The sequence below is a fragment of the Flavobacterium fryxellicola genome (genome assembly GCF_900143245.1).
In the GTDB taxonomy this organism is placed as follows: domain Bacteria; phylum Bacteroidota; class Bacteroidia; order Flavobacteriales; family Flavobacteriaceae; genus Flavobacterium; species Flavobacterium fryxellicola.
Genome location: NZ_FRDK01000011.1, coordinates 1 through 20,068, shown reverse-complemented (window position 1 = coordinate 20,068; position 20,068 = coordinate 1). Strand labels below are relative to the sequence as shown.

Below are 20,068 nucleotides of genomic sequence, written 5' to 3'. Positions count from 1 at the left end.
ACCTTTGCAGCGGAATATCCAGTGTGTGATTCCGGAATTGAATACTATTGTTTGAGTGTAAAAAGGGTAGTGATATCCACGCTTTTTAAGAACTCTCTTCGTACGAATCCCACACGAAAGGATTTGTGCGGTAGCGGGGCTTCTTTAAAGAATGATTTAGCGATTCTTTTATTAGATTTATTTTAGGACAAGACAATCTTTGTGGGCACAGAATGCAATTCTGCGCTAACGAACCGAGCGATAACTAACATATCCGAGCGGTCGGGTAACGAACCGATCGATAACTAACATATTCGAGTGGTCGGGTAATTTTGCATGTATTCAATGTCAAAAGATTCTCTTTTCTTAATGTAACCTCTTTTGTCTATATCGAATTCAAATTTCAAATTTCATTTTTTAAATTTAATAAAGAAAGGCTGGTTTTAAGCAGCCTTTCTACTAGCAGCAGACCGAGGAATCGAACCTCTACCTATCCCTAGGATTCATAGATGTTGGAACTTTGCAAGAGATTTCAGTTTGGACAAGTCTGCTGGATGGGAAGGTCTGCCCACCAAAAAGAAATAATCCGTTAATAATTACTAAAACTATTATGAAGGTCGAACCTTCAGCGATTTGATTGTTTTGTTTATTCATATGCTCTATTTTTTTAATTATATATTCACACAGAAGTCCAACAACAACATCTTGCATTAAGTTAATAAACCAACTCTCTACTACTCCAAGATTTTAAAGAACATTTTTAAAATTATATTTATGTACTGTCTTTCTTAATATATCGCCTAACGGTTAGTATATGAAAAGTAGGCGATCCCGAAGCACTAAACTTTCGGTTAGGCACAAAGTTTGACACGTGCCAGAAGTTTTGATTCGACTACTATTTCGACTATTTTTTATATACATTGTTACCCCACGTACTTATTTCACAAGTCTTAATTGAGCCGATATTTTTTCATCAATCAATTCTGCATATTCCTTTTCAAATTTGATTTTCACGGCCTTATCTTTTATATCTAGTTTATTTGCCAAATAACCTAATTTTCGATTGTTTTGCTCAATAAGTTCTGACCATTCCATCACATAAACCTCAATATTCTTTTCAGTTTTTTTGTCATACAAAAATGGATTGTCTGGAAAGTTCAATCTTCTTGATTTTACTTGAGATTTTGCAAATTTTGTAAGACGTGATGAAATTAAAATCAATTTGTACTTTACTTTTTCATTTGGTAAAGCTGAATTTTGCTCAATAGTAAATGCATATTCATCAATTTGATTTAACTCCTTTTTGCTTATCGCACATTTAGGCGACTTTAATTCAACAACCATTATTTCTTTAACATCAGAGTCGGTAATTTTTTCATTGAAAAAAAACAAGTCAGTTATATCGTTTAAACCTCCCTTGTCCAATTCAATTAAGTTATCATCTTCTTCCGTTGGCTCATAGTCAAAATATTTCTTCCGTAATTCAATCAATATATTACCAATCTTTTTGTCCGACCACAATTTAGGTGCGGCATTGTAGTTTTCTCCAAACAACCACAATTGATCTTCAACGATTTTATGTAGTTGACTCCGTTCTTTTAAGTGTTTAGAGATTTCGCCATACGTTAACTCGTGAAGAAACTCCAGAAACTCTGTTTTTTCTGCTATTACGCTTGCAAAATGAACAACATCTTCTAAATCTGTTTTCTCTAAAAGATTGTGAAATTTCTCCAAACTCTCTTCTGACAGTTTTAATACCTTTTTAAAAATATATTCAATGTTTCCATTGCCAATTGCTTTGTCAAGTAATGGATAAAGAAAGTTCCTTATTTTATCGTCCTTTTGGATAAGTCTGTGTTCATCTTCTAATAAATAGGCAATCTTCTTAAATAGAATTTCTTGCGATTTCGATGCAGGATATTCATTGTTTTGATAAGGATAATATCTGTCTTTTTCCAAATTTTTGAGAAATTTTTCAAACCTTTTATTCTTGGCTTTGAAAAAATCATTGATTGTTTCTTTAATTGTGTTTTTTAGATTGTTTATTTCTGCTTCACCTAATGTTTCTAAATCCAGATTTCTAAACAAATCTGTATTTAACATTGGTGATTCTATATAAATAAACCAAGTTCCTAAATCAGGGGTGTACCAATCTGAAGAGTAGGTGTATTCGTGAGCTACACTTTTTAAACCTGCATTATCAGTTTGGAAAAATACTTTCACTTTGTTTAAAGCTGAATTGATATTATAGAAGTAAAAGTTTAATTTATGTGTTTTACCTTTTTTGTCAGTATAGTCTATCGTTTTTTTGGAAGGTTTGTCTATTACAAAATGTTCCCTTTTTAGGGTTTTCCCATTAACTATAAAGTTTACAGAATTGTGAAATATCTCGAATGGGTAATGTTCGAATATTGCTTGATCAATGTTGTTCTGTAAAAAGTTCTCGTGTATTTTATTTCTTTTGGCGAGTTTTTCTTGCTTGTTATGATGAAGTTGTTCAATTATAACTTTATAATATGGATTTCGTCTTTCCGTAAAATATTCGTAGGCGACCTTAAATTCAGTTTCTTCCAATTGAGCATCATTAAAATCCAATGTGTCCATACTGAATTTAGTTTGAGAAAATTGTTTTTTATCACTATCAAAACCTACGGTCTCAATGTGCATTAATTCTCCGATTTGTAAAGAACTAAATCTCCCGATTCCTTGACCGAGTGCCTTTGAAGTAGTTCCAATCTCTAAAATTCTGTTATCAAACTCGTTGAATGGCACACCAATTCCGTCATCTTTAATCTCAATACTTTTGATAGGAGACTTAATATTTGCTTCGTTGACATACTCAATATTAATTTCAATATTTTTCGATTCAGCTTGTAAAGAATTGTTTATTAATTCACGAAAAGCCTGAAACGTATCTCTATATCTAGTCAAAAGGTCTTTTATTACCCGTGTGTTAGTAGTTATTTTTTTTGTCGTTGATTTCATTTTTTTTGTATGTTGGGTAACTTGCATATAACATCAAATGTATACATCTTTTCACAACTTTTGCAAGGAATAAATAGGGTTTTTCTCGTTTATTATGAAATGACTCGAGATGTTTAGGTGGGAGAGGTCAAATAAGCTGCGTTGCAAACGCTTTGTATCGTTTTTAAAGTAGGTAGTTACTCGTTGTAAACGAGCACCATAATGGGACCTCAGCTGTTGCCAGAAGTAAATTTTCGATTATACTGTGAAATTTTCATTTATATACTCTTTTATATCCAAAAGAAATATATCATAATCGTTTAGAAATTTTTTAAGTTCTATTTGTATAAAATTCCCTTGATTTTTCAAGTCATTAAAATGTAAGTTATAAGCAAAGACGACAGGATATTCAGAACCTATATACGCCATAATTTGAGGATTAATAAATGAATGTTTGAATGTGTTTGAAATTTCATTTAATAATTTCAATAGATCCTTATGTTTTTCTATTACTCCAATAAAAGGCGTCTTAAGTTTTAAGAATTCACCTATTGAACTCACTTTAATTTTTTTTGGATAAGTACCGTTGTTTTCAAAATCTGTACTTAAAGAAGTTAAAGAAATTATTTCATCAGTAGTTTTTCTCAACCAATAAAAAATCTGTTCTGTTATCATTATATCCATGTATGATTCGTCCAAATTATTAATTGCAAAACCTTCGCTTTCTCTTTTGGCTTTTTCTATATAAAACGTTTGATATAAATCTATAATTTGTGTATTTACACATTCAATTCGAACGACAATTTGAGTCCAAATTAAATTTAAATTTCCAAAATCACTATCTGGATTTAAACTTATAAATTGTTCTGCATTAAAATGAGTTTTGTACTTTTTTAATGATTCTAAAATCGGATATTCCATTTTCATTTTTTGGGTGGTTTATTGCCGCTAATTTGTTTATGTTTTTGACAAAATCAAACTTATCTATCTTTATTTGGGTTTATATATTTAATAAAAGTCAGACTAATTTATAAATAATTATTTACAAATTACCTATTTCCTCCTATTCCTCCAACTATCATTAAGATGCCTGTTTCTCATACGCTCATAAAATTTACCTCTCAAGTAAAGTCCTACAATCCATATGACAGCCAGCCCTATTATTTCATACCATTCCATAGATACTATAAATTTGATTAATTGTCAAACCTATAGCTTTATTGAGATAGCTACAAATAGTATAGTGTGTGATTCGCGAATTTACTACCTAAAGAATGGTATTAATAATTGAAAAAAACGCTATGAGGGATCTTTCTACTTTACTGAAAAAGTATCGCTGTCAAAGAAATCTTTTATTGTAATATTGATCATATCACAAAATTTATTGATAGAATATATAGTTACTCCTCTTTTATTTTTGATACTTTCCCATCTATTAATTACCTGACGATCTATATCATGTTTTTTTGCAAAATCTGATTGCGATAAACCAGTTTTGATTCTTAAAAACTCGATCCTTTCAGATATTTTTTTCTGTAGTATAGTATCTTCTTTTGTCAATTCAGCCATACTGCAATTTTCATAATATTTGATAATATTCTGTAAACCACTTGGATTACAAAATATATTTTATATCTTTGGTTATCATTTGATATTTATTAGGAAATAATACATATCATTTATTAAATTTGCGTTTCTTCATATAGAAAATATTTGAAGCATTCGCTTTGAATCTCGTTATCAAAAACTGGTAATTTTAGCACACGAGATGATAAGTACGATGCTCACGTCCCATGGCGTGGGCTCACTTATTCGTGTGCGGGTATACCAGTACCTTGATAACGTTTAAGCTGAGTTCCATGCCATTTTTTATGGCTATACCTAAGCTGCCATTCTTAGCCAATCTTACTTCTTATTTAAAGTCTCGCACACAAATTAATTTGTTGAATTAGTTAGTTTGGAAATGCACTGCCTGCGTCAGGCTGCAACTGCCAACGGCAGTGTACTTTCCTTTTAAAAAAAACTTTAAAACCCAGCTGCCTATGCAATAAAAACACAATAAAAACACAATAAAAACACAATAAAAACACAATAAGAATAGCAATGACAATAGCAATTACAATGACAATAGCAATTTTAATAGCAATGTCAATAATAGAAAATAGCCAACATTGGTCAGATTGCAGTGATCAGATAACCCATTACATATAAAAATTGCAAAGATGAAATACTATAAACAAATACAAATTACATTAATAGCAGCATTAATAGCAATTATATTCTTGTGGTTCAACGGTTGCAACTGTTTTTAAAGATTTAAAAACAGCTAAAGCTTATTTAGTATTAACACCAACTCATAACTCTAAAAATCGCCTATGATCAAATAAAAAAACAAAACCCTTCGTGGCTAAACACATAAAAAAGGCCCTCTCACCGTCTGGACAACTGTATAGAGGACCTATAGCTAACAAAAAAATTCATTTACATTAACTAAACCAATATTATGAAAAATATTTCATTAAACAAGGGTAGGCGGGCATGGTATTTTACTATTTGCTGCTGCCTTTATTTCACTGTTTCTTTTGCTGAGGTAAGTAAGAAGGAAGAGAGTGGAGATTGCTCCGCCAATTCGCTAACGCTTGTGTCCTCCTTCGTCGGGATGACAAGTCAACAACAACAAATTACTGGAACTGTTACTGATAATCAAGGGCAAATGCCGGGAGTGACCGTTTCTATTAAAGGAAAAAGTACGGCAGTCATTACAGATTTTGATGGAAAATACACAATAGCTGCAGTGCCTGCAGATGTATTGATTTTTTCCTTTATGGGTTACAAAACTATAGAAATGCCAGTAAATAGTAAAACCGTAATTAACGTGGTACTGCAAGAAGATGCCACCAACTTGCAAGAAGTAAAAGTCAACGCTGGTTATTACAGTGTAAAGGAAAGTGAGCGTACTGGCAGTATTGCTCGAATAACTTCAAAGGATATTGAGACGCAGCCTGTAACGAATGTACTCGCAACGATGCAGGGCAGGATGGCAGGGGTGAATATTACACAGACTACGGGAATGCCTGGTGGGGGATTTGATATCCAGATACGGGGACAAAACAGCCTGCGGTTTGATGGTAACAGTCCCATGTATATCGTGGATGGCGTGCCTTATGCTTCTGAACCCATTGGAAGCCTTTTTACCTCTGGACATTTGCCGCGAAGAACGAGTCCGTTAAATAGCATTAATCCTGGGGATATAGAAAGCATAGAAGTACTGAAAGATGCTGATGCAACCGCTATTTACGGGTCGCGCGGTGCTAATGGTGTTGTGCTCATTAGCACCAAAAGAGGAAAAGCAGGCAAAACTAAATTCACGGGTAGTGTCTCTAGTGGTTCAGGCCATGTCACCCGATTTATGAAGCTAATGAATACCGAAGAGTATCTTGTAATGAGACGTGAAGCGTATGCCAATGATGGCGTTACGGATTATCCGGCTAATGCCTATGACATTAACGGAACATGGGATCAAAAGCGATATACGAACTGGCAAAAAGAATTATTGGGAGGGAACTCCAGTATCAGTACTATGCAAACCTCATTGTCAGGTGGTTCAAAGCAAACGCAATTTGTATTAAGTGGTACTTATAATAAAGAGACTACTGTGTTTCCGGGTGACTATAAGTACGAAAAAGGCAATGTTCACCTGAATCTTAATCATGAGTCGGAAGACCAACGGTTCAGGATTAATTTTACCACGGGGTATGTGGTACAAAACAATACCATGCCGACAGCTGACTTTACGGGGACAGCTCTAAGCTTAGCGCCCAACGCACCTGCTCTTTATGATGCCTTAGGGAATTTGAATTGGGAAAACGGTACTTTTGACAATCCGTTGCAATTACTTGCGACGGACTTTAAAGGGAGAACTAATGACCTTATTGCTAACTCATTGCTTTCCTACAGTCTGTTTAAGGGATTCGAAATCAAATCGAGTTTTGGTTATAGCAATTTGCGTTACAAAGAATTAAATCTGTTGCCTTCAACGATGTACAACCCCACATATGGTTTAGACAGTTCCTCATCGTTGGTTTTTGAGAACAATACCAGCCGCAATTCGTGGATTATTGAGCCACAGGCTAACTACCAGTTGACAGCAGGCCAAGTCAAGATAGATCTTCTTGCCGGTAGCACTTTTCAACAGCAGATGTCGAATCAAGTTGTGCATATGGGCTATGGATTTTCGAGCAACGGTCTAATTGAAAATCCAGCATCAGCATCCTTATTCTCCATTATGAACAGCGATGCAACGGTGTACAAATACCAAGCTTTTTTCGGCAGGGCAAATTTTAACTGGAAAGGCCGCTATATTATCAATATGACGGGAAGGAGAGATGGATCAAGCCGTTTTGGGATTGCTAACCGGTTTGCAAGCTTTGGGGCTGTTGGGGCATCATGGCTTTTCAGTGACGAACCGATTGTAAAAAAACATGCAGAATTCCTCAGTTTTGGAAAGCTACGAGCCAGTTACGGTACCACCGGAAATGATCAGATAGGAGACTACCAGTATCTTGATACCTACAGTACATCTGGCAGCAATTATGAAGGCATAAGCGGCTTGCAACCTACAAGATTATTCAATAAGGATTTTGGATGGGAAACCAACCGAAAACTTGAAGTAGCACTAGAAACAGGATTTTTGAAAGATCGTATTTTTTTGACTGCGGCTTGGTACCGAAATCGTTCAAGCAGTCAATTACTAGGTGTGCCTTTACCAGGAACTACCGGATTTAACTTGATACAGGCAAATCTTGACGCAGAAGTACAAAACAGTGGTTATGAATTGACCTTACGTACGCTGAACCTACAAGGCGATAAATTGAGTTGGACAACGAATTTCAATTTTACTAGTGCTAGGAATAAACTGCTCTCTTTTCCAGATCTGAAAGGTTCGTCTTACCAATCTCAATTTATCATTGGTCAACCTTTGAATATTGTTAAGGTATTCCATTATATTGGTCTTGACCCGCAGACTGGTACTTATCAGTTTGAGGACTTAAACGGTGATGGTGTACTATCGGCTAATGACGACAGGGGTTTTGTAAAAGAACTGAATCCGAAGTTTTATGGGGGATTGCAAAACCAGTTGAAGTACGGAGCTGTGCAAATGGACTTGTTGTTTCAGTTTGTTAAGCAGGAAAACTACACTGAAGCATTTGGAACCGTTTTGCCGGGAACCATGTCGAACCAGCCGGCATCGTTTGTGTCTCACTGGCAAAATCCGGGAGATAGTGGTCCTAATCAGCTTTATAGTACAGGAATCAATCCTACTGCCCAGCGTGCAAACACTCTTTATTCCCAAAGTGATGCGGTTATAGCGGATGCTTCTTACATCAGGCTGAAGAATATTTCACTGACCTATGATTTGCCGAAACAATGGACAAAATCCTTTAGTTGCAAGCTGAGCGTGCAGGGTCAAAATGTACTTGTCCTTACTTCTTATAAGGGAGGGGATCCTGAATTTAAGACTGCAGGATTTATGCCACCTTTACGCGTTTATACTTCTACATTACAAATCACTTTTTAACTGAAGCCATGAAAAATATACTATCAAAGAAAGCAATGTTACCTATTTTGATTCTAGGTATTGCTATACTGTTTACAAGCTGCGATAGCTTCACAGAAGTTGACCTTCCAGATTCACAGCTTACTGCTGATGCTGTTTTTGAAGACCGTCTTACCGCTAATGCTGCGATGACTGATATTTACACAAAAATGCGCGACAATGGACTATTTACAGGCCTATTTACAGGATTGTCGAACCAGTTGGGGCTCTACAGTGATGAACTTAACTCTTATTATAATCCAGGTAGCTTATCATTTAATTTCGGTAATAATGCTTTGCAAGCATCGGGAACGGAAATAGCTCAATTATGGAGCAGTAGTTATAGCCAAATTTATGCTGCCAATTCCGTGATTGAGGGTGTAGATCATTCTGTTTCTCTGCCAGAACCTGACCGTAACCAATTGAAAGGAGAAGCTCTTTTTGTACGAGCACTGATTCATTTCTATTTGGTAAATTCCTTTGGTGGTGTGCCGTATATCAGCACTACCAATTATGCAGCCAATCGTATTGCGCATCGTACTGCTGAAAATGATGCACTACTCTTAGTTAAATCTGATCTTGAACAGGCTATTACTCTTTTACCAGAATCGTATAGTAGTCCAGAACGTGTCAGGCCAAACCGCTATGCGGCGTATGCGATGCTGGCGAGAGTTAATCTTTATCTCCATTTATGGGATCAGGCTTCCAATGCTGCTTCTGCTGTTCTGAACCAAACAGATGTTTATGTTTGGGAGAATGATCTTGATAAAGTTTTCCTCAAAGAAAGTACAACTACGATTTGGCAATTGATGCCTGCTATGATGGGAGACAATACAAAGGAAGCTAAAACTTTTGTGTTTTTTAACGGACCGCCACCTTCATCATCACTCTCACCGACCATTCTTAATGCGTTTGAGGCTAATGATCAAAGAAAAGTGCACTGGACAAAAATGATTACAACGGGTGTTAATAGTTGGTCTCACGCTTATAAATATAAAGAGTATTCCAACACGGGGAGCTCTGTAGAATATTCGATTGTGCTCCGACTTGCTGAGCAGTATCTGATTCGTGCTGAAGCCAGAGCGCACCAAGGTGATTTGATTGGCGCTAAAGAAGATTTGAATAAGATAAGGAATACAGCAGGTTTAGGGGATACACCAGCATCAACTAGTGCAGAAATTATCACTGTCGTGCTAAAGGAACGCCAAACGGAACTTTTTTGTGAATTTGGACATCGCTTCTTTGACCTAAAAAGAAACGGCTTATTGGATATTGCATTGTCTCCTGTGAAATCGGGTTGGAATACTACAGATAGATTACTTCCGCTACCTCAAAAAGAATTGTTGTTAAACCCAAATCTTGCACCGCAAAATGATGGTTACTAGAATAGTTCAGACAAAGAAAAAACTTCGTCATTCTTTTTTCTTCCGCTTAACTACATATTGTTTTTTGCTAGTGGGCTGCTCGGTAATAGGGCAGGTTTTACAAAAGAAAACGGTACCGGAAGAAGATTATCATTTATGGAATGATATGCTATCGCACAGTATTTCTGATAGTGGAGGTTGGGCAAGTTACAGCCTGCAATACGATACAGCTGATACATTATTTGCTATATCAACTAAAAATAGAAAAAAGTACCTGTTTCCTCATGGTACAAATGGGGAATTTAATGGTGAAAATTGGTTTGCTTGCAAGCAGAATGATACATTGGTTTTGCAAGACTTGATATCAGGAAAAGTGAATTACTTCCCGAAAATTAGCAGCTATTCATTTTCGGGTAATGGTAAGCACTTACTACTAATTACTGATGATCAAAATGGCATCCAGCACTTAACAGTGAAAAATAGGCTGGGACAAACCGTGGCTATGGTAGACAATCTCAGCGAATGGGCATGGAATGCACGCAAGGATGCGATTGCCTACGTTACTAGAAAAGAGAAAGTGGAAATACTTAAAATCTTTGATAATTTTATAAAAAAAGAGATTCCGGTTTTAACCCAGGGGGAGCTTAAAAACCTGAGCTGGCTTAATCAGACTATTACATTTATTCAAAATACCGGTTCGAGTGGCAAGCTGTATGCTTATCGATTAGATACAGGGAAGCTTTTGTCATTTGATCCGGAAAGCTGTTCCAATTTTCCTAATGATATGAGCATAGCCTCTAGTTTTGGTTCGATTAAGATTTCAAATGATGAAAGACGTATCTTTTTTATGTTGAAAGAACCTATATCAAATAAAGACACAACCGAAGTAGTTCAAGTCTGGAATGGAAATGACAAGCAAATCTATCCTCATTTAAAAATGTACGGTGATTTTACATTACAGGATAAGGTCGCTGTATGGTTTGTAGATACTGGGCGGTTTTTACAGCTTAACGATAGGGAAGAGCCGTCTATACTAATGGGTAGCGCCGGAGATTATGCATTGACTTGGAATGAATTCGAATCTGAGCCACATTTTGATGGTATAGGATTGAGAGATATTTATGTAACTGCAATTGAGACGGGTACAAAGCGATTATTGCTCAAAGGATATCCAGGGACGGGAATGGAGCCGGCATTTTCTCCCAAGGGCAATTACTTATCTTATTCAGTAAATGGTGACTGGTGGGTGTATGATTTCAAGAAGGACGAACACCGAAATATTACTCGAGATTTGGGCGTTCCGGTTCGTGATATCGATTATGATCGTGCGGGGCAAGTTCCTTTATATGGTATTGCGGGGTGGAGCATAGACGATAACTCTCTTTTCATTTATGACCAGTTTGATATTTGGATGATTAGTGCTGACGGAAAGACAAAGAAACGGTTGACCAAGGGGCTTGAAAATAAAACTACTTTTCGTTTTACAACTGCCCAACGCAGGCTACCTTCTAAGTCCGATTATATGGATCGGACCAATGCTATCACCAGTAATTCATTGCAGTGGATTTTATCTGCCCAAAATGCTGCGACAGGGTATAGTGGATTTTATAGATACGATGGGACAACTGGTACGCGTCCAATTTTTTGGGAATACAAAAGAAGTGACCGTGTGGTAAGGGCGAAAAACAGTAACGCTTTTACTTTTATCTCGCAACATTTTGATGCTCCCCCTGAGTTGCTGTTCGTCGATGCTCTAGGGAAATTAAATGAACTACATCAAAGTAATCCACAACACAAGAACTATTTATGGGCTAAGACTGAGAAGGTTTCGTATGTTGTAGATGGAAAACCCTTATCGGGTGTTTTAATTTATCCTGCGGATTTTGATCCTACGGTCAAGTATCCTATGATTGTTAGCATTTATGAAAGACAAGGAGGTAGTTTACATCGGTATGTTAAGCCGACGCTATTGAACGAGAATGGGATTAACTTTTCGGTATTGTCGTCAAAAGGTTATTTTATCCTGTTGCCCGATATTGTTTATGAAATGCGGCAAACAGGTGAATCAGCAAAAAAATGTGTATTGGCTGCAGTTGATGCGGTTCTTTTAAAATATAATGTTGACCCTATTAGAATTGGATTAACAGGGCACTCCTTTGGCGGATTTGAAACAGACTACATTATAGCAAAAACGGACCGATTTGCAACCGCTGTATCCGGTGCGGCTATTACAGATTTGGTATCAAGTTACCTTTATTATAACACTGATTCTGCCAGTCCAAATTTTTGGCGATTTGAGCACCAGCAGCAACGGATAGGTAAGTCGTTATTTGAAGATTTATCAAGTTACCTCAACAATTCACCAGTGTTACTGGCTCAAAATGTAACGACACCATTATTGGCATGGACAGGAGAGGAAGATAAACAAGTATATTATTTTCAAAGCATCGAGTATTATCTTGCTTTGAGAAGGTTGAAGAAAGAACATACTCTACTTATTTATCCAGAGGAATCTCATACGATAGCTGACAGGGAGAAACAGGCTGATCTCACAAAACGAATTGAGGCCTGGTTTGCGAAATATTTAAAGCCTTAAATTGAAAAGCCGTCACATTTTTTTTGTGGCGGCTTTTCTTTAATAATTAAGGATTACTTCTAAACAACATCGTTGGACATTGGTTGTCGCTTATGCGACGATACAACTGCGAGTTATCAATGCTTGACTTACAAAGCTGACCTTGAACGTTATCACACGATTCTACAGGTTGACAAGGTTGGGCAGCACCAATTACCTTTTTATAACCCGTTTCACTAGCTAGAACGGTTGCCTTTTTTTCCATCGCATTTGATGATAAAGCACCAACTAATCCGAGAGCAACAAATGCTACCGGCATACCGAATTTAAAAATTTTAGTTTTCATAATCGTAAAAATTAAAAGTTTTGATCTACTCTTTTTTACAGGTTTTCGATCTTGTCCTGCTATTTGGCCAATAGATTGCTTAGTCGGGTTTACGACCGACTCTGTTTTTTGTAATTAGCTGTAATTATGGGCTGTAGTTTGTAGCTTATAAGGTGATTTCCTACTAGCGCGTAAAGCTTATCACCATGTACTATTATATCACGTAACTTTTGTTTGTCGACATCGTAGACGTAGAAGCTTTCGAGATAGCTATTTGAAGAAATAGTATAGATGTCTACAATACTGGCTAGTTTCCACATTTCTAAGCTTTCATACCGACCGGGGATATTACTGTTTACAAAGAGTAAATTATCATATACCGCGGCAACTTTATTAACAAGTAATGGCCTTTTTGCAAATTTTCGCTCGCTACGTTTTTCTAAATCTACCAATTCAATATTTGAATGCGCAATCGTGTCTATTGTATTTCCCCTGAAATCAATATTTAATTGTGGATCGACGACGATGAACTGGTTGCGATAGGCGTACAGATAAATTATTCTGTTTATGCCATTACTATACATTAATGAACCATCAGTATCGAACAAGCCATCAATCTGTTTTTGCAATAGATTTTGATTTAATTGTGTCTTTTCATTAAAGAGCAAATCTACTTTGCCTAGTACACTTTCACCACTACCCCGTTTTTGTATGCGAACTGCCATCGAAGTTGAGTCAATTGCTTCTGCAAAGGTAAAGTACTCCGAGCCACTTTTGTATAACTTCGCCTTCCAGTCCGAAATTTTCCCTCTGAATATGCAAGGAACCATTCCATCATAAATGTAAAAATAGGGTGCACTTACTCTAATTGTCAGTGAGTGAAACGGCAAGTCGATTCTATCAAGTGTGATATCGTGTGTCGTAGTTTCATTTAAGGCAGTATCGATAACTGTCATTAATAATTGTGAAGTTGTGTTTCCCAAGTAAACTTGATCATCATCTGCACCTGCAAAATAGTATGACCTTAATTTTAAATTATAGTCCTTGATTTTTGCTACAGGAGCACTCGATAAACGCCGCACAAATTTGTTGTGATAGCTATGAATATTCTCCGAGATTAAAAATAAAGCAATTACGATACTAATACCCGTTAAAGCAGAACTGGACATCACAATTAATTTCTTTTTTGTAGTACTATATTGCGTTGGTTGCAACCATATTCCAATCAATGCCAAGAAAACAAACCCGATATTGAAAATTAAATGCTCATGCCAATCCATTTTTTCTAAAATACCTCCGCAGGAACAGGGAACAAATACGCTGTGATTTAAAATAATATAGATGTAAGTCGTAAACATTAGCATTAACACGAAAGTTGATACTAAGGCTGGATATCTAAACTTTGGTAATACCAAATAGATGACAATTAAAAATTCAGCTAACGGTACCGCCCACGCTACTTGGTCGGCAAAAGAACTCAACAGCGGTGATTGCCCCAGCTGTTGTTTGAAATTCTGGTAATCAAGTACTTTGTTGGTTGCTGCATAAGTAAAGAGCAAAATAAAGAGCCAACTTATTAAATTCACTATTGCACTTTTAATTTTTTCAGAAATTTTCATAATTTGCTTTTTTGGTCTTGTAAAATTCTACAATATAAAATTGTAACATTATGCAAATCAGGCATTTCGTTATTCAAAAAAATAAAACAGGGCAAAAGTATTAGGGTGGAAGATCTTCTACGGGTCTTGATAGATCACTTGGTTTGTAGCCAAATCTTTTTTTGAAGGCTTTATAAAAATTGAGATAGCCCTTAAAGCCATTCAGATATGCTATTTCTTTTAAAGAAACAGCTGTTTGCTGGATCATTAGATTTGCTCTTTTCAAGCGTTCTTCTTGATAAAAGTTATAGACACTGGTTTTAAAAACGGTTCTAAAACCATTTTTTAATATGTGTTCTTCAACAACAAACATTTGAGCCAAGTAATGTAAAGTGGGTAATGGTTCATCCAGATGACTTAAAATATAATCATGTAAATTTTGTACCGCAGTAACTTCATTCTGTCTACGGATTTTTGAACCAGAGAGACGGTCGTTAATGTTTTGCATGTCTTCAAGTAGGGTTGATACTGAACTTACAATTATTTCATCGCTATATAATAATCGAGATATTGTGCAAAATGACGGCAGTAGGTGATTATCACCAGTAATGAAAATTAATTGCAAAGTAGTGTTGTAATTGGAGTTTTTATTTAATTCATCAAGAATACCGTTCCAAATATCTTTCGATTGCTGGGCAATTAATTTAGCAAAGTCGGTATTGATAATTGTATCCGGATTGTATTTAAGAGTGAGCGGCACTTCATTATTAAAACTCAATAAAACAAAATCATTATCCAATACAAATGTTAACTGAATTAGATTTTGGTATTGGTAGCAAGCGGTTATATATCCTGATTCCAGATTTATTTTTTGGAGTTCTTCAGCAATTTTATTTAATGCTTCAGCAGTATTTTTTAATTCATCATTACTATTATCCTGGATGCGGAAGGTCATATTTCCAGTTGCCATTTCGAACAGCATTTGGTAAATACGTTTAATCCGAACCTGATTAAATTGTTCTGACATAATATATAATTTGAAGTGATTTGCTACTGGAAGAAAAGGAAAAACTTTTGCAAACCTATCAAAATAAATTATTTGAAGCTAAAAGTATAGTGTTCAATTCGGGAATTGAATAGGGGAAATTAGGTTCGATTATGGTCTTAAATTAGTTTTAGGAGTATAATTTTAGGATTGTTTGAATTTTAAGGAGATGAATTGAAATTGAAAATACTTCTATATTTTATCTTGTTACTACTTAGTGATATAGTTGTCAATTTGGGGTGATCTGTTGTTATTTCGGGAGAGGAGTTGTCAATTCGGGAGTATTTATTGTCGATTCGGGAGTACTTGTTGTCAATTAGGGAGGGGAGTTGTCAATTCGGGAGCATTTGTTGTCAATTCGGGATCATTTGTCAATTCGGGAGTATTTGTTGTCGATTCGGGAGCTGACTTGTCATTTCGGGAGCGGACTTGTCATTTCGGGATCATTTGTTGTCAATTTGGGAGTATGTGTTGTCAATTCGGGAGTATTTGTTGTCATTTGGGGAGAGGAGTTGACAATTCGGGAGCATTTGTTGTCAATTCGGGAGGGGGAGTTGTCGATTCGGGAGTATTTGTTGTCAATTCGGGAGTATTTATTGTCAGTTCGGGAGTATTTGTTGTCGATTTGGGAGAGGAGTTGTCAATTCGGGAGTATTTGTTGTCGATTCGGGAGCATGTGTTGTTATTTCGGGATAAAAACTTGTCAATTCGGGAGGGGAGTTGTCATTCCGGGAGAAAGAGTTATCAATTTGGGAGTATTTGTTGTCAATTCGGGAGAAAGAGTTGTCGAAAACGAAGTTTCTGAGTTGCTCGTAAAAGGAACCATACTTACTCATTTTACATTTGAGGTATGGAATGAAATAATAGGGCTAGTTGTGATGTACTTACTTGGAGTTTTCATAAGGGGTACCCTTTATAAGTTTAGGAAGAATTATTTTTATAATGATAGTTGGAGGAGAAAGAAATGGAAATAGAAAGATGCTGTGAAGTGTCTTTTTTTATGCACTTTTTTTTAAAGTGAGGAAAGCCGTAAAAGATTAAAATTATAATGGAATACTTTTACTTCATAAAGATGTATCAATATCACTAAAATTGGGTATTGTAAGAATGATTTGAAAAGCTTTTATTTACAACCCTAGAAATATTGCATGCGTTATGGTAAAACTTTAAAGAAAGGGGATACTTCCGGATGTTATTTATTAGTTAGGTGCAATATTACCGCAGAATCGGCGAAAAAGATGTTGATAACTCGTTGATAATTAACAAGAAGAACTATTATAAATTATTTCTATTGGTTTTAAATTAACAATAACATAAACAAATTTATAAAATGAGTGATTTAAAAGAAATGTCTTTTGCTGACTTAAAAGCTGCAGCAGATTATTTAGAGAAGTTGAAAAGTGAAAGAATAGAAGATTTGAAAAGTCAAGGAATGGATACCAAAACAAATAAAGGTTTGGAAGATATGGGAAAGTTGGAATATGATATACATTCAGCTTTATTTTCAAGATTAATGAAACTTAAAAAATCTTAAAATGTCTAAGAATAATTACACGGAAGCGATGAATTATGAAATGTTAATTCGAAATGCTTTTAATTGTCAACGAGGAACAAGAAATGGAGCAGATTTGTGTTATATGAAAAATGTAATGACAATGGAAAATGGGGAAACTTTTGCAAAACATTTAGGTTCTTATGAAAAACAATTTGAGAAAGTTAAAATCTATATTTCACAAGCATTATTAAAACTTACTAAAACAAAACCATATTCAAAAGAAGTAGATTTTTTTAATAATCTCATTGAAAAATTAGATTATTCAAGCTCAACAAACTCATTAATGGAAATTGTGAATATTGCGCTTGAAAAAGTTATTGAATTGAAACCTAAATAAAAAACCTGCGTACAACAGATAAGGGTTTGTTGGGCTTGAAAAGCCAACACCCGAGCGATAGCGAACGGCCGAAGTAGTGAACCCCGCTCACCGCAGTATGCTTGTGTACCACGTTCGCTGCGCAAATGTCTCCTGACTTTACGCCCGTTACTATAAGTCAGAGCATTAACTCGTTCCTATAATAAGCCGGAGTAATAATTTGATGGGATCAGTTTTATAAAATCTGAAACAATATGTATTCGGTAACCCCGACAGCGCGAAAATATATGGAGTTTTTTTTTTATTTACTTACGTTATCTGCAATTTTAAAAAAATAAGAAGAATGCCAGAATTATCTAACCCAATTTTAAAGGGAGCACACGCAATTTTTAATAATATAACGCGAAATGTTGTACTCTATTCTTCAGATATGATTCCTATTGATCACCAAGGTAGAATATTTTCAAATGAATTGAAAGAAGCTTTAGGTATTCCAATAGAAATTAAAAACTTTTATGAATATACAATTTCTTTAGGATCTGATTATTCACGTTTAAAAATGCTAACAATAATATCAGCTTGTAGTGATGTAGAGTTTTTATTAAAGCATTTTATTGAAAATTATTACGATATAACAGAAAATAAAACCAAAAATTTTTACCAAAGATTAGATGATGTGAATCGGAATGTTTTTATAAAAAAAGGTGTCGATTTAAACAATGAAGTTTTTTATAAAAAAATTAAGTTAGCTTTTCAAGTTAGACATATTTCAATTCACAATATGGGATTTATTGATGAAGGCTTTAACCAAAAAACAGGTTTAAATTTACCTATAAATTCTAAATTTGAAATCAATAATATTTTTATTAATGAATCATTTGATGCAATTGAGGAATTAATCTTATTTTTAGATACATTATAAAAAAACTACCGCCAATAAGTAAGACTTCATGCGGTCCGCAACCTGTCTTCTAATCCCGAAGCTTAGGGACGAAAAAATCATCTGATTGCGAGGAATTCCTTTGATGTGTTACATTATCTACAAGACGACTTTTCTTGATTTAATATTATAAATATACAGTATATTTGAAAGAATAAAACGATGGTTTTTTCACAGACTGGCGTTGTAGCCAATGCTAACGAAAATCCGGTCACTGAAAACAATTTTTGTACTAAAATTAAAATGAACCGCAACTTTTTTTCTTACTTATTTCTTTGGGTATCATTAATAATTTTACCAGAAATGGTGTTTTCTCAATCTGCTGACTTTACCATTCAAGATGTAAAGTTTGAAAGTCAGGGAGTCACTCTTGCTGGCTCAATTTTAAAGCCCAAAAATCCATTTGCAGCAGTTGTAATTGTTCACGGCTCTGACCCAGTAAAAAGAGAAATGGAGTTCGCAAAGCGTCTTGCTAAAGAAGGTATTGCTGTTTTGACATATGACAAACGTGGAGTTGGAGAATCTGGTGGTGTATATGTTGGACCATCTGTTGGCACAAATAATATAGACACTACTAATCTTAATTTATTATCTCACGATGCAAATGAAGCAGTAAAAACATTTCGAACCTATTTGAAAGATAAAAAAATACCAATTGGGTTAATTGGCTTCAGTCAAGCAGGATGGATAATTCCAATTGCTGCAAGCAAAAATCCACAAATAGAATTTATGGTTTTATTTAGTTGCCCTACAATTACAACTTTAGAACAACTCCGATTTCAGTTTTATACAAATGGAAACAATAGTTTTTGGGAAAATCATACAGAAGCAGATGCTCGTGAACATACTAAAAATGACACAGACAAATATCAATTTGTGGCAACTGATCCAAAAATTTCTCTGAATACTCTTTCAATTCCTGGACTTTGGCTCTTTGGAGAAAAGGATATACAAATTCCCGTAAAGTTGTGCATAGAGCAATTAAATACATACAAAGTTCAAGGCAAACCTTTCGAGCACACTCTATTTTCAACATTGGGACACAATACTGTATTTGACAGTAATACAACACCATTTGACATTTCAATTCAATGGATAAAACAGAAAACTTTGAATATTAAGAAGTATAAAGTATCAAAATAAAGCACTGCCTACAACAGCAAAGGTTTCGTTGCGTTCGCAGAACGAGTAATGAAGCCTTGGTTGAACGGAACCGCTCTACTTCCTGTCCTACTGAGTTATCGTAAAACAATGAAAGGGATTTTGAGAGGATTTGGAGTCCTCTTTTTTTATGATAATTAACAACACACTTGTCAATTCCGGAGAAAGAGTTGTCAATAAAGTAGTTTCTGCTTTGCTTGTAAAAGGAATCACATTTAAGCATTCTATATTTGAGATATGGAATGGTATGAGATAATAGGGGAGTTGTAATATGGATTTTAGGACTTAACCTGAGAGGGAAATTTTATGAATATTGGAGAAACAGGCATCTTAATGATGGTTGGAGAAGGAGGGATAGGAAATAAAGATGCTGCGAGGTGTCTTTTTATGTTTTTTTTGATAATGAGGAAAGCCGTAAAGGACTGGAATTATAATGGATTACTTCTACTTGATAGAAATGTACGAATATCACTAAAAGTGGGTATTGTAGCAATGATTTGAAAAGCTTTTATTTACGAGCTAGGATCAATAGGGTAAATCTTATTATACTTTAAATATGCTGCGACCTATTCACGATGCAACTTTTTCAAAAACTTAAGATAGTTTTTAAGTTTTAATTTTCTGTTGCGCGGCTGAAATCGGAAATAACT

Annotated in this window: 15 protein-coding genes; 9 read left to right on the top strand and 6 right to left on the bottom strand. The window is 35.2% G+C overall.

Annotated elements, in window-relative coordinates:
• Positions 1-915: 915 nt before the first annotated feature.
• The 3 genes from BUA03_RS13835 to BUA03_RS13825 form a co-directional block, all read right to left on the bottom strand.
• Complete coding sequence (locus BUA03_RS13835) at positions 916-2,964, bottom strand: ATP-binding protein (protein WP_169807428.1); 2,049 nt, start codon at positions 2,962-2,964, stop codon at positions 916-918.
• A gap of 237 nt (positions 2,965-3,201) precedes the next feature.
• On the bottom strand, positions 3,202-3,870 hold the full coding sequence (locus BUA03_RS13830) for a hypothetical protein (RefSeq protein ID WP_066076104.1): 669 nt from the start codon (positions 3,868-3,870) through the stop codon (positions 3,202-3,204).
• A gap of 387 nt (positions 3,871-4,257) precedes the next feature.
• Positions 4,258-4,512 (bottom strand): helix-turn-helix transcriptional regulator, encoded by a 255-nt coding sequence (locus BUA03_RS13825; RefSeq protein ID WP_066076101.1) that lies wholly within the window; start codon positions 4,510-4,512, stop codon positions 4,258-4,260.
• Positions 4,513-5,584: 1,072 nt separating this feature from the next.
• Between BUA03_RS13825 and BUA03_RS13820 the strand changes: the two genes are divergently transcribed.
• From BUA03_RS13820 to BUA03_RS13810, 3 genes are all read left to right on the top strand, one after another.
• Positions 5,585-8,521 (top strand): SusC/RagA family TonB-linked outer membrane protein, encoded by a 2,937-nt coding sequence (locus BUA03_RS13820; protein WP_245792674.1) that lies wholly within the window; start codon positions 5,585-5,587, stop codon positions 8,519-8,521.
• 188 nt (positions 8,522-8,709) lie between these two features.
• Entirely contained in the window at positions 8,710-9,924 is a 1,215-nt protein-coding gene (locus BUA03_RS13815; protein WP_245792672.1) for a RagB/SusD family nutrient uptake outer membrane protein, read from the top strand.
• Positions 9,911-12,499, top strand: coding sequence for a S9 family peptidase (locus BUA03_RS13810; RefSeq protein WP_066076091.1), 2,589 nt, complete (start codon positions 9,911-9,913; stop codon positions 12,497-12,499). The genes BUA03_RS13815 and BUA03_RS13810 overlap by 14 nt, the downstream gene beginning before the upstream one ends.
• Positions 12,500-12,545: 46 nt before the next feature.
• Here BUA03_RS13810 and BUA03_RS13805 read toward each other — a convergent pair whose 3' ends face one another.
• The 3 genes from BUA03_RS13805 to BUA03_RS13795 all read right to left on the bottom strand — a co-directional run bounded on the left by BUA03_RS13805 (position 12,546) and on the right by BUA03_RS13795 (position 15,428).
• On the bottom strand, positions 12,546-12,797 hold the full coding sequence (locus BUA03_RS13805) for a hypothetical protein (RefSeq protein ID WP_126564146.1): 252 nt from the start codon (positions 12,795-12,797) through the stop codon (positions 12,546-12,548).
• Positions 12,798-12,913: 116 nt separating this feature from the next.
• The gene (locus tag BUA03_RS13800; protein ID WP_066076085.1) at positions 12,914-14,422 is read right to left on the bottom strand and encodes a MauE/DoxX family redox-associated membrane protein; all 1,509 of its coding nucleotides are present in this window, start codon (positions 14,420-14,422) and stop codon (positions 12,914-12,916) included.
• Positions 14,423-14,522: 100 nt separating this feature from the next.
• The gene (locus tag BUA03_RS13795; protein WP_066076083.1) at positions 14,523-15,428 is read right to left on the bottom strand and encodes a helix-turn-helix domain-containing protein; all 906 of its coding nucleotides are present in this window, start codon (positions 15,426-15,428) and stop codon (positions 14,523-14,525) included.
• 347 nt (positions 15,429-15,775) lie between these two features.
• Between BUA03_RS13795 and BUA03_RS16555 the strand changes: the two genes are divergently transcribed.
• From BUA03_RS16555 to BUA03_RS13765, 6 genes are all read left to right on the top strand, one after another.
• Positions 15,776-16,420: a hypothetical protein gene (locus BUA03_RS16555; RefSeq protein WP_139255669.1), complete on the top strand. Its 645-nt coding sequence runs from the start codon at positions 15,776-15,778 to the stop codon at positions 16,418-16,420.
• Positions 16,421-16,776: 356 nt separating this feature from the next.
• Positions 16,777-16,980 (top strand): hypothetical protein, encoded by a 204-nt coding sequence (locus BUA03_RS13785; protein ID WP_066076077.1) that lies wholly within the window; start codon positions 16,777-16,779, stop codon positions 16,978-16,980.
• Position 16,981: 1 nt separating this feature from the next.
• The gene (locus tag BUA03_RS13780; protein ID WP_066076074.1) at positions 16,982-17,338 is read left to right on the top strand and encodes a hypothetical protein; all 357 of its coding nucleotides are present in this window, start codon (positions 16,982-16,984) and stop codon (positions 17,336-17,338) included.
• Positions 17,339-17,660: 322 nt separating this feature from the next.
• Positions 17,661-18,239, top strand: a complete 579-nt coding sequence (locus BUA03_RS13775; RefSeq protein ID WP_066076071.1) for a hypothetical protein — start codon at positions 17,661-17,663, stop codon at positions 18,237-18,239.
• Positions 18,240-18,419: 180 nt separating this feature from the next.
• Positions 18,420-19,400, top strand: coding sequence for an alpha/beta hydrolase family protein (locus BUA03_RS13770; protein WP_245792670.1), 981 nt, complete (start codon positions 18,420-18,422; stop codon positions 19,398-19,400).
• A 324-nt stretch (positions 19,401-19,724) separates the two neighbouring features.
• The gene (locus BUA03_RS13765; RefSeq protein WP_066076068.1) at positions 19,725-19,919 is read left to right on the top strand and encodes a hypothetical protein; all 195 of its coding nucleotides are present in this window, start codon (positions 19,725-19,727) and stop codon (positions 19,917-19,919) included.
• The last annotated feature ends 149 nt before the right edge of the window (positions 19,920-20,068 follow it).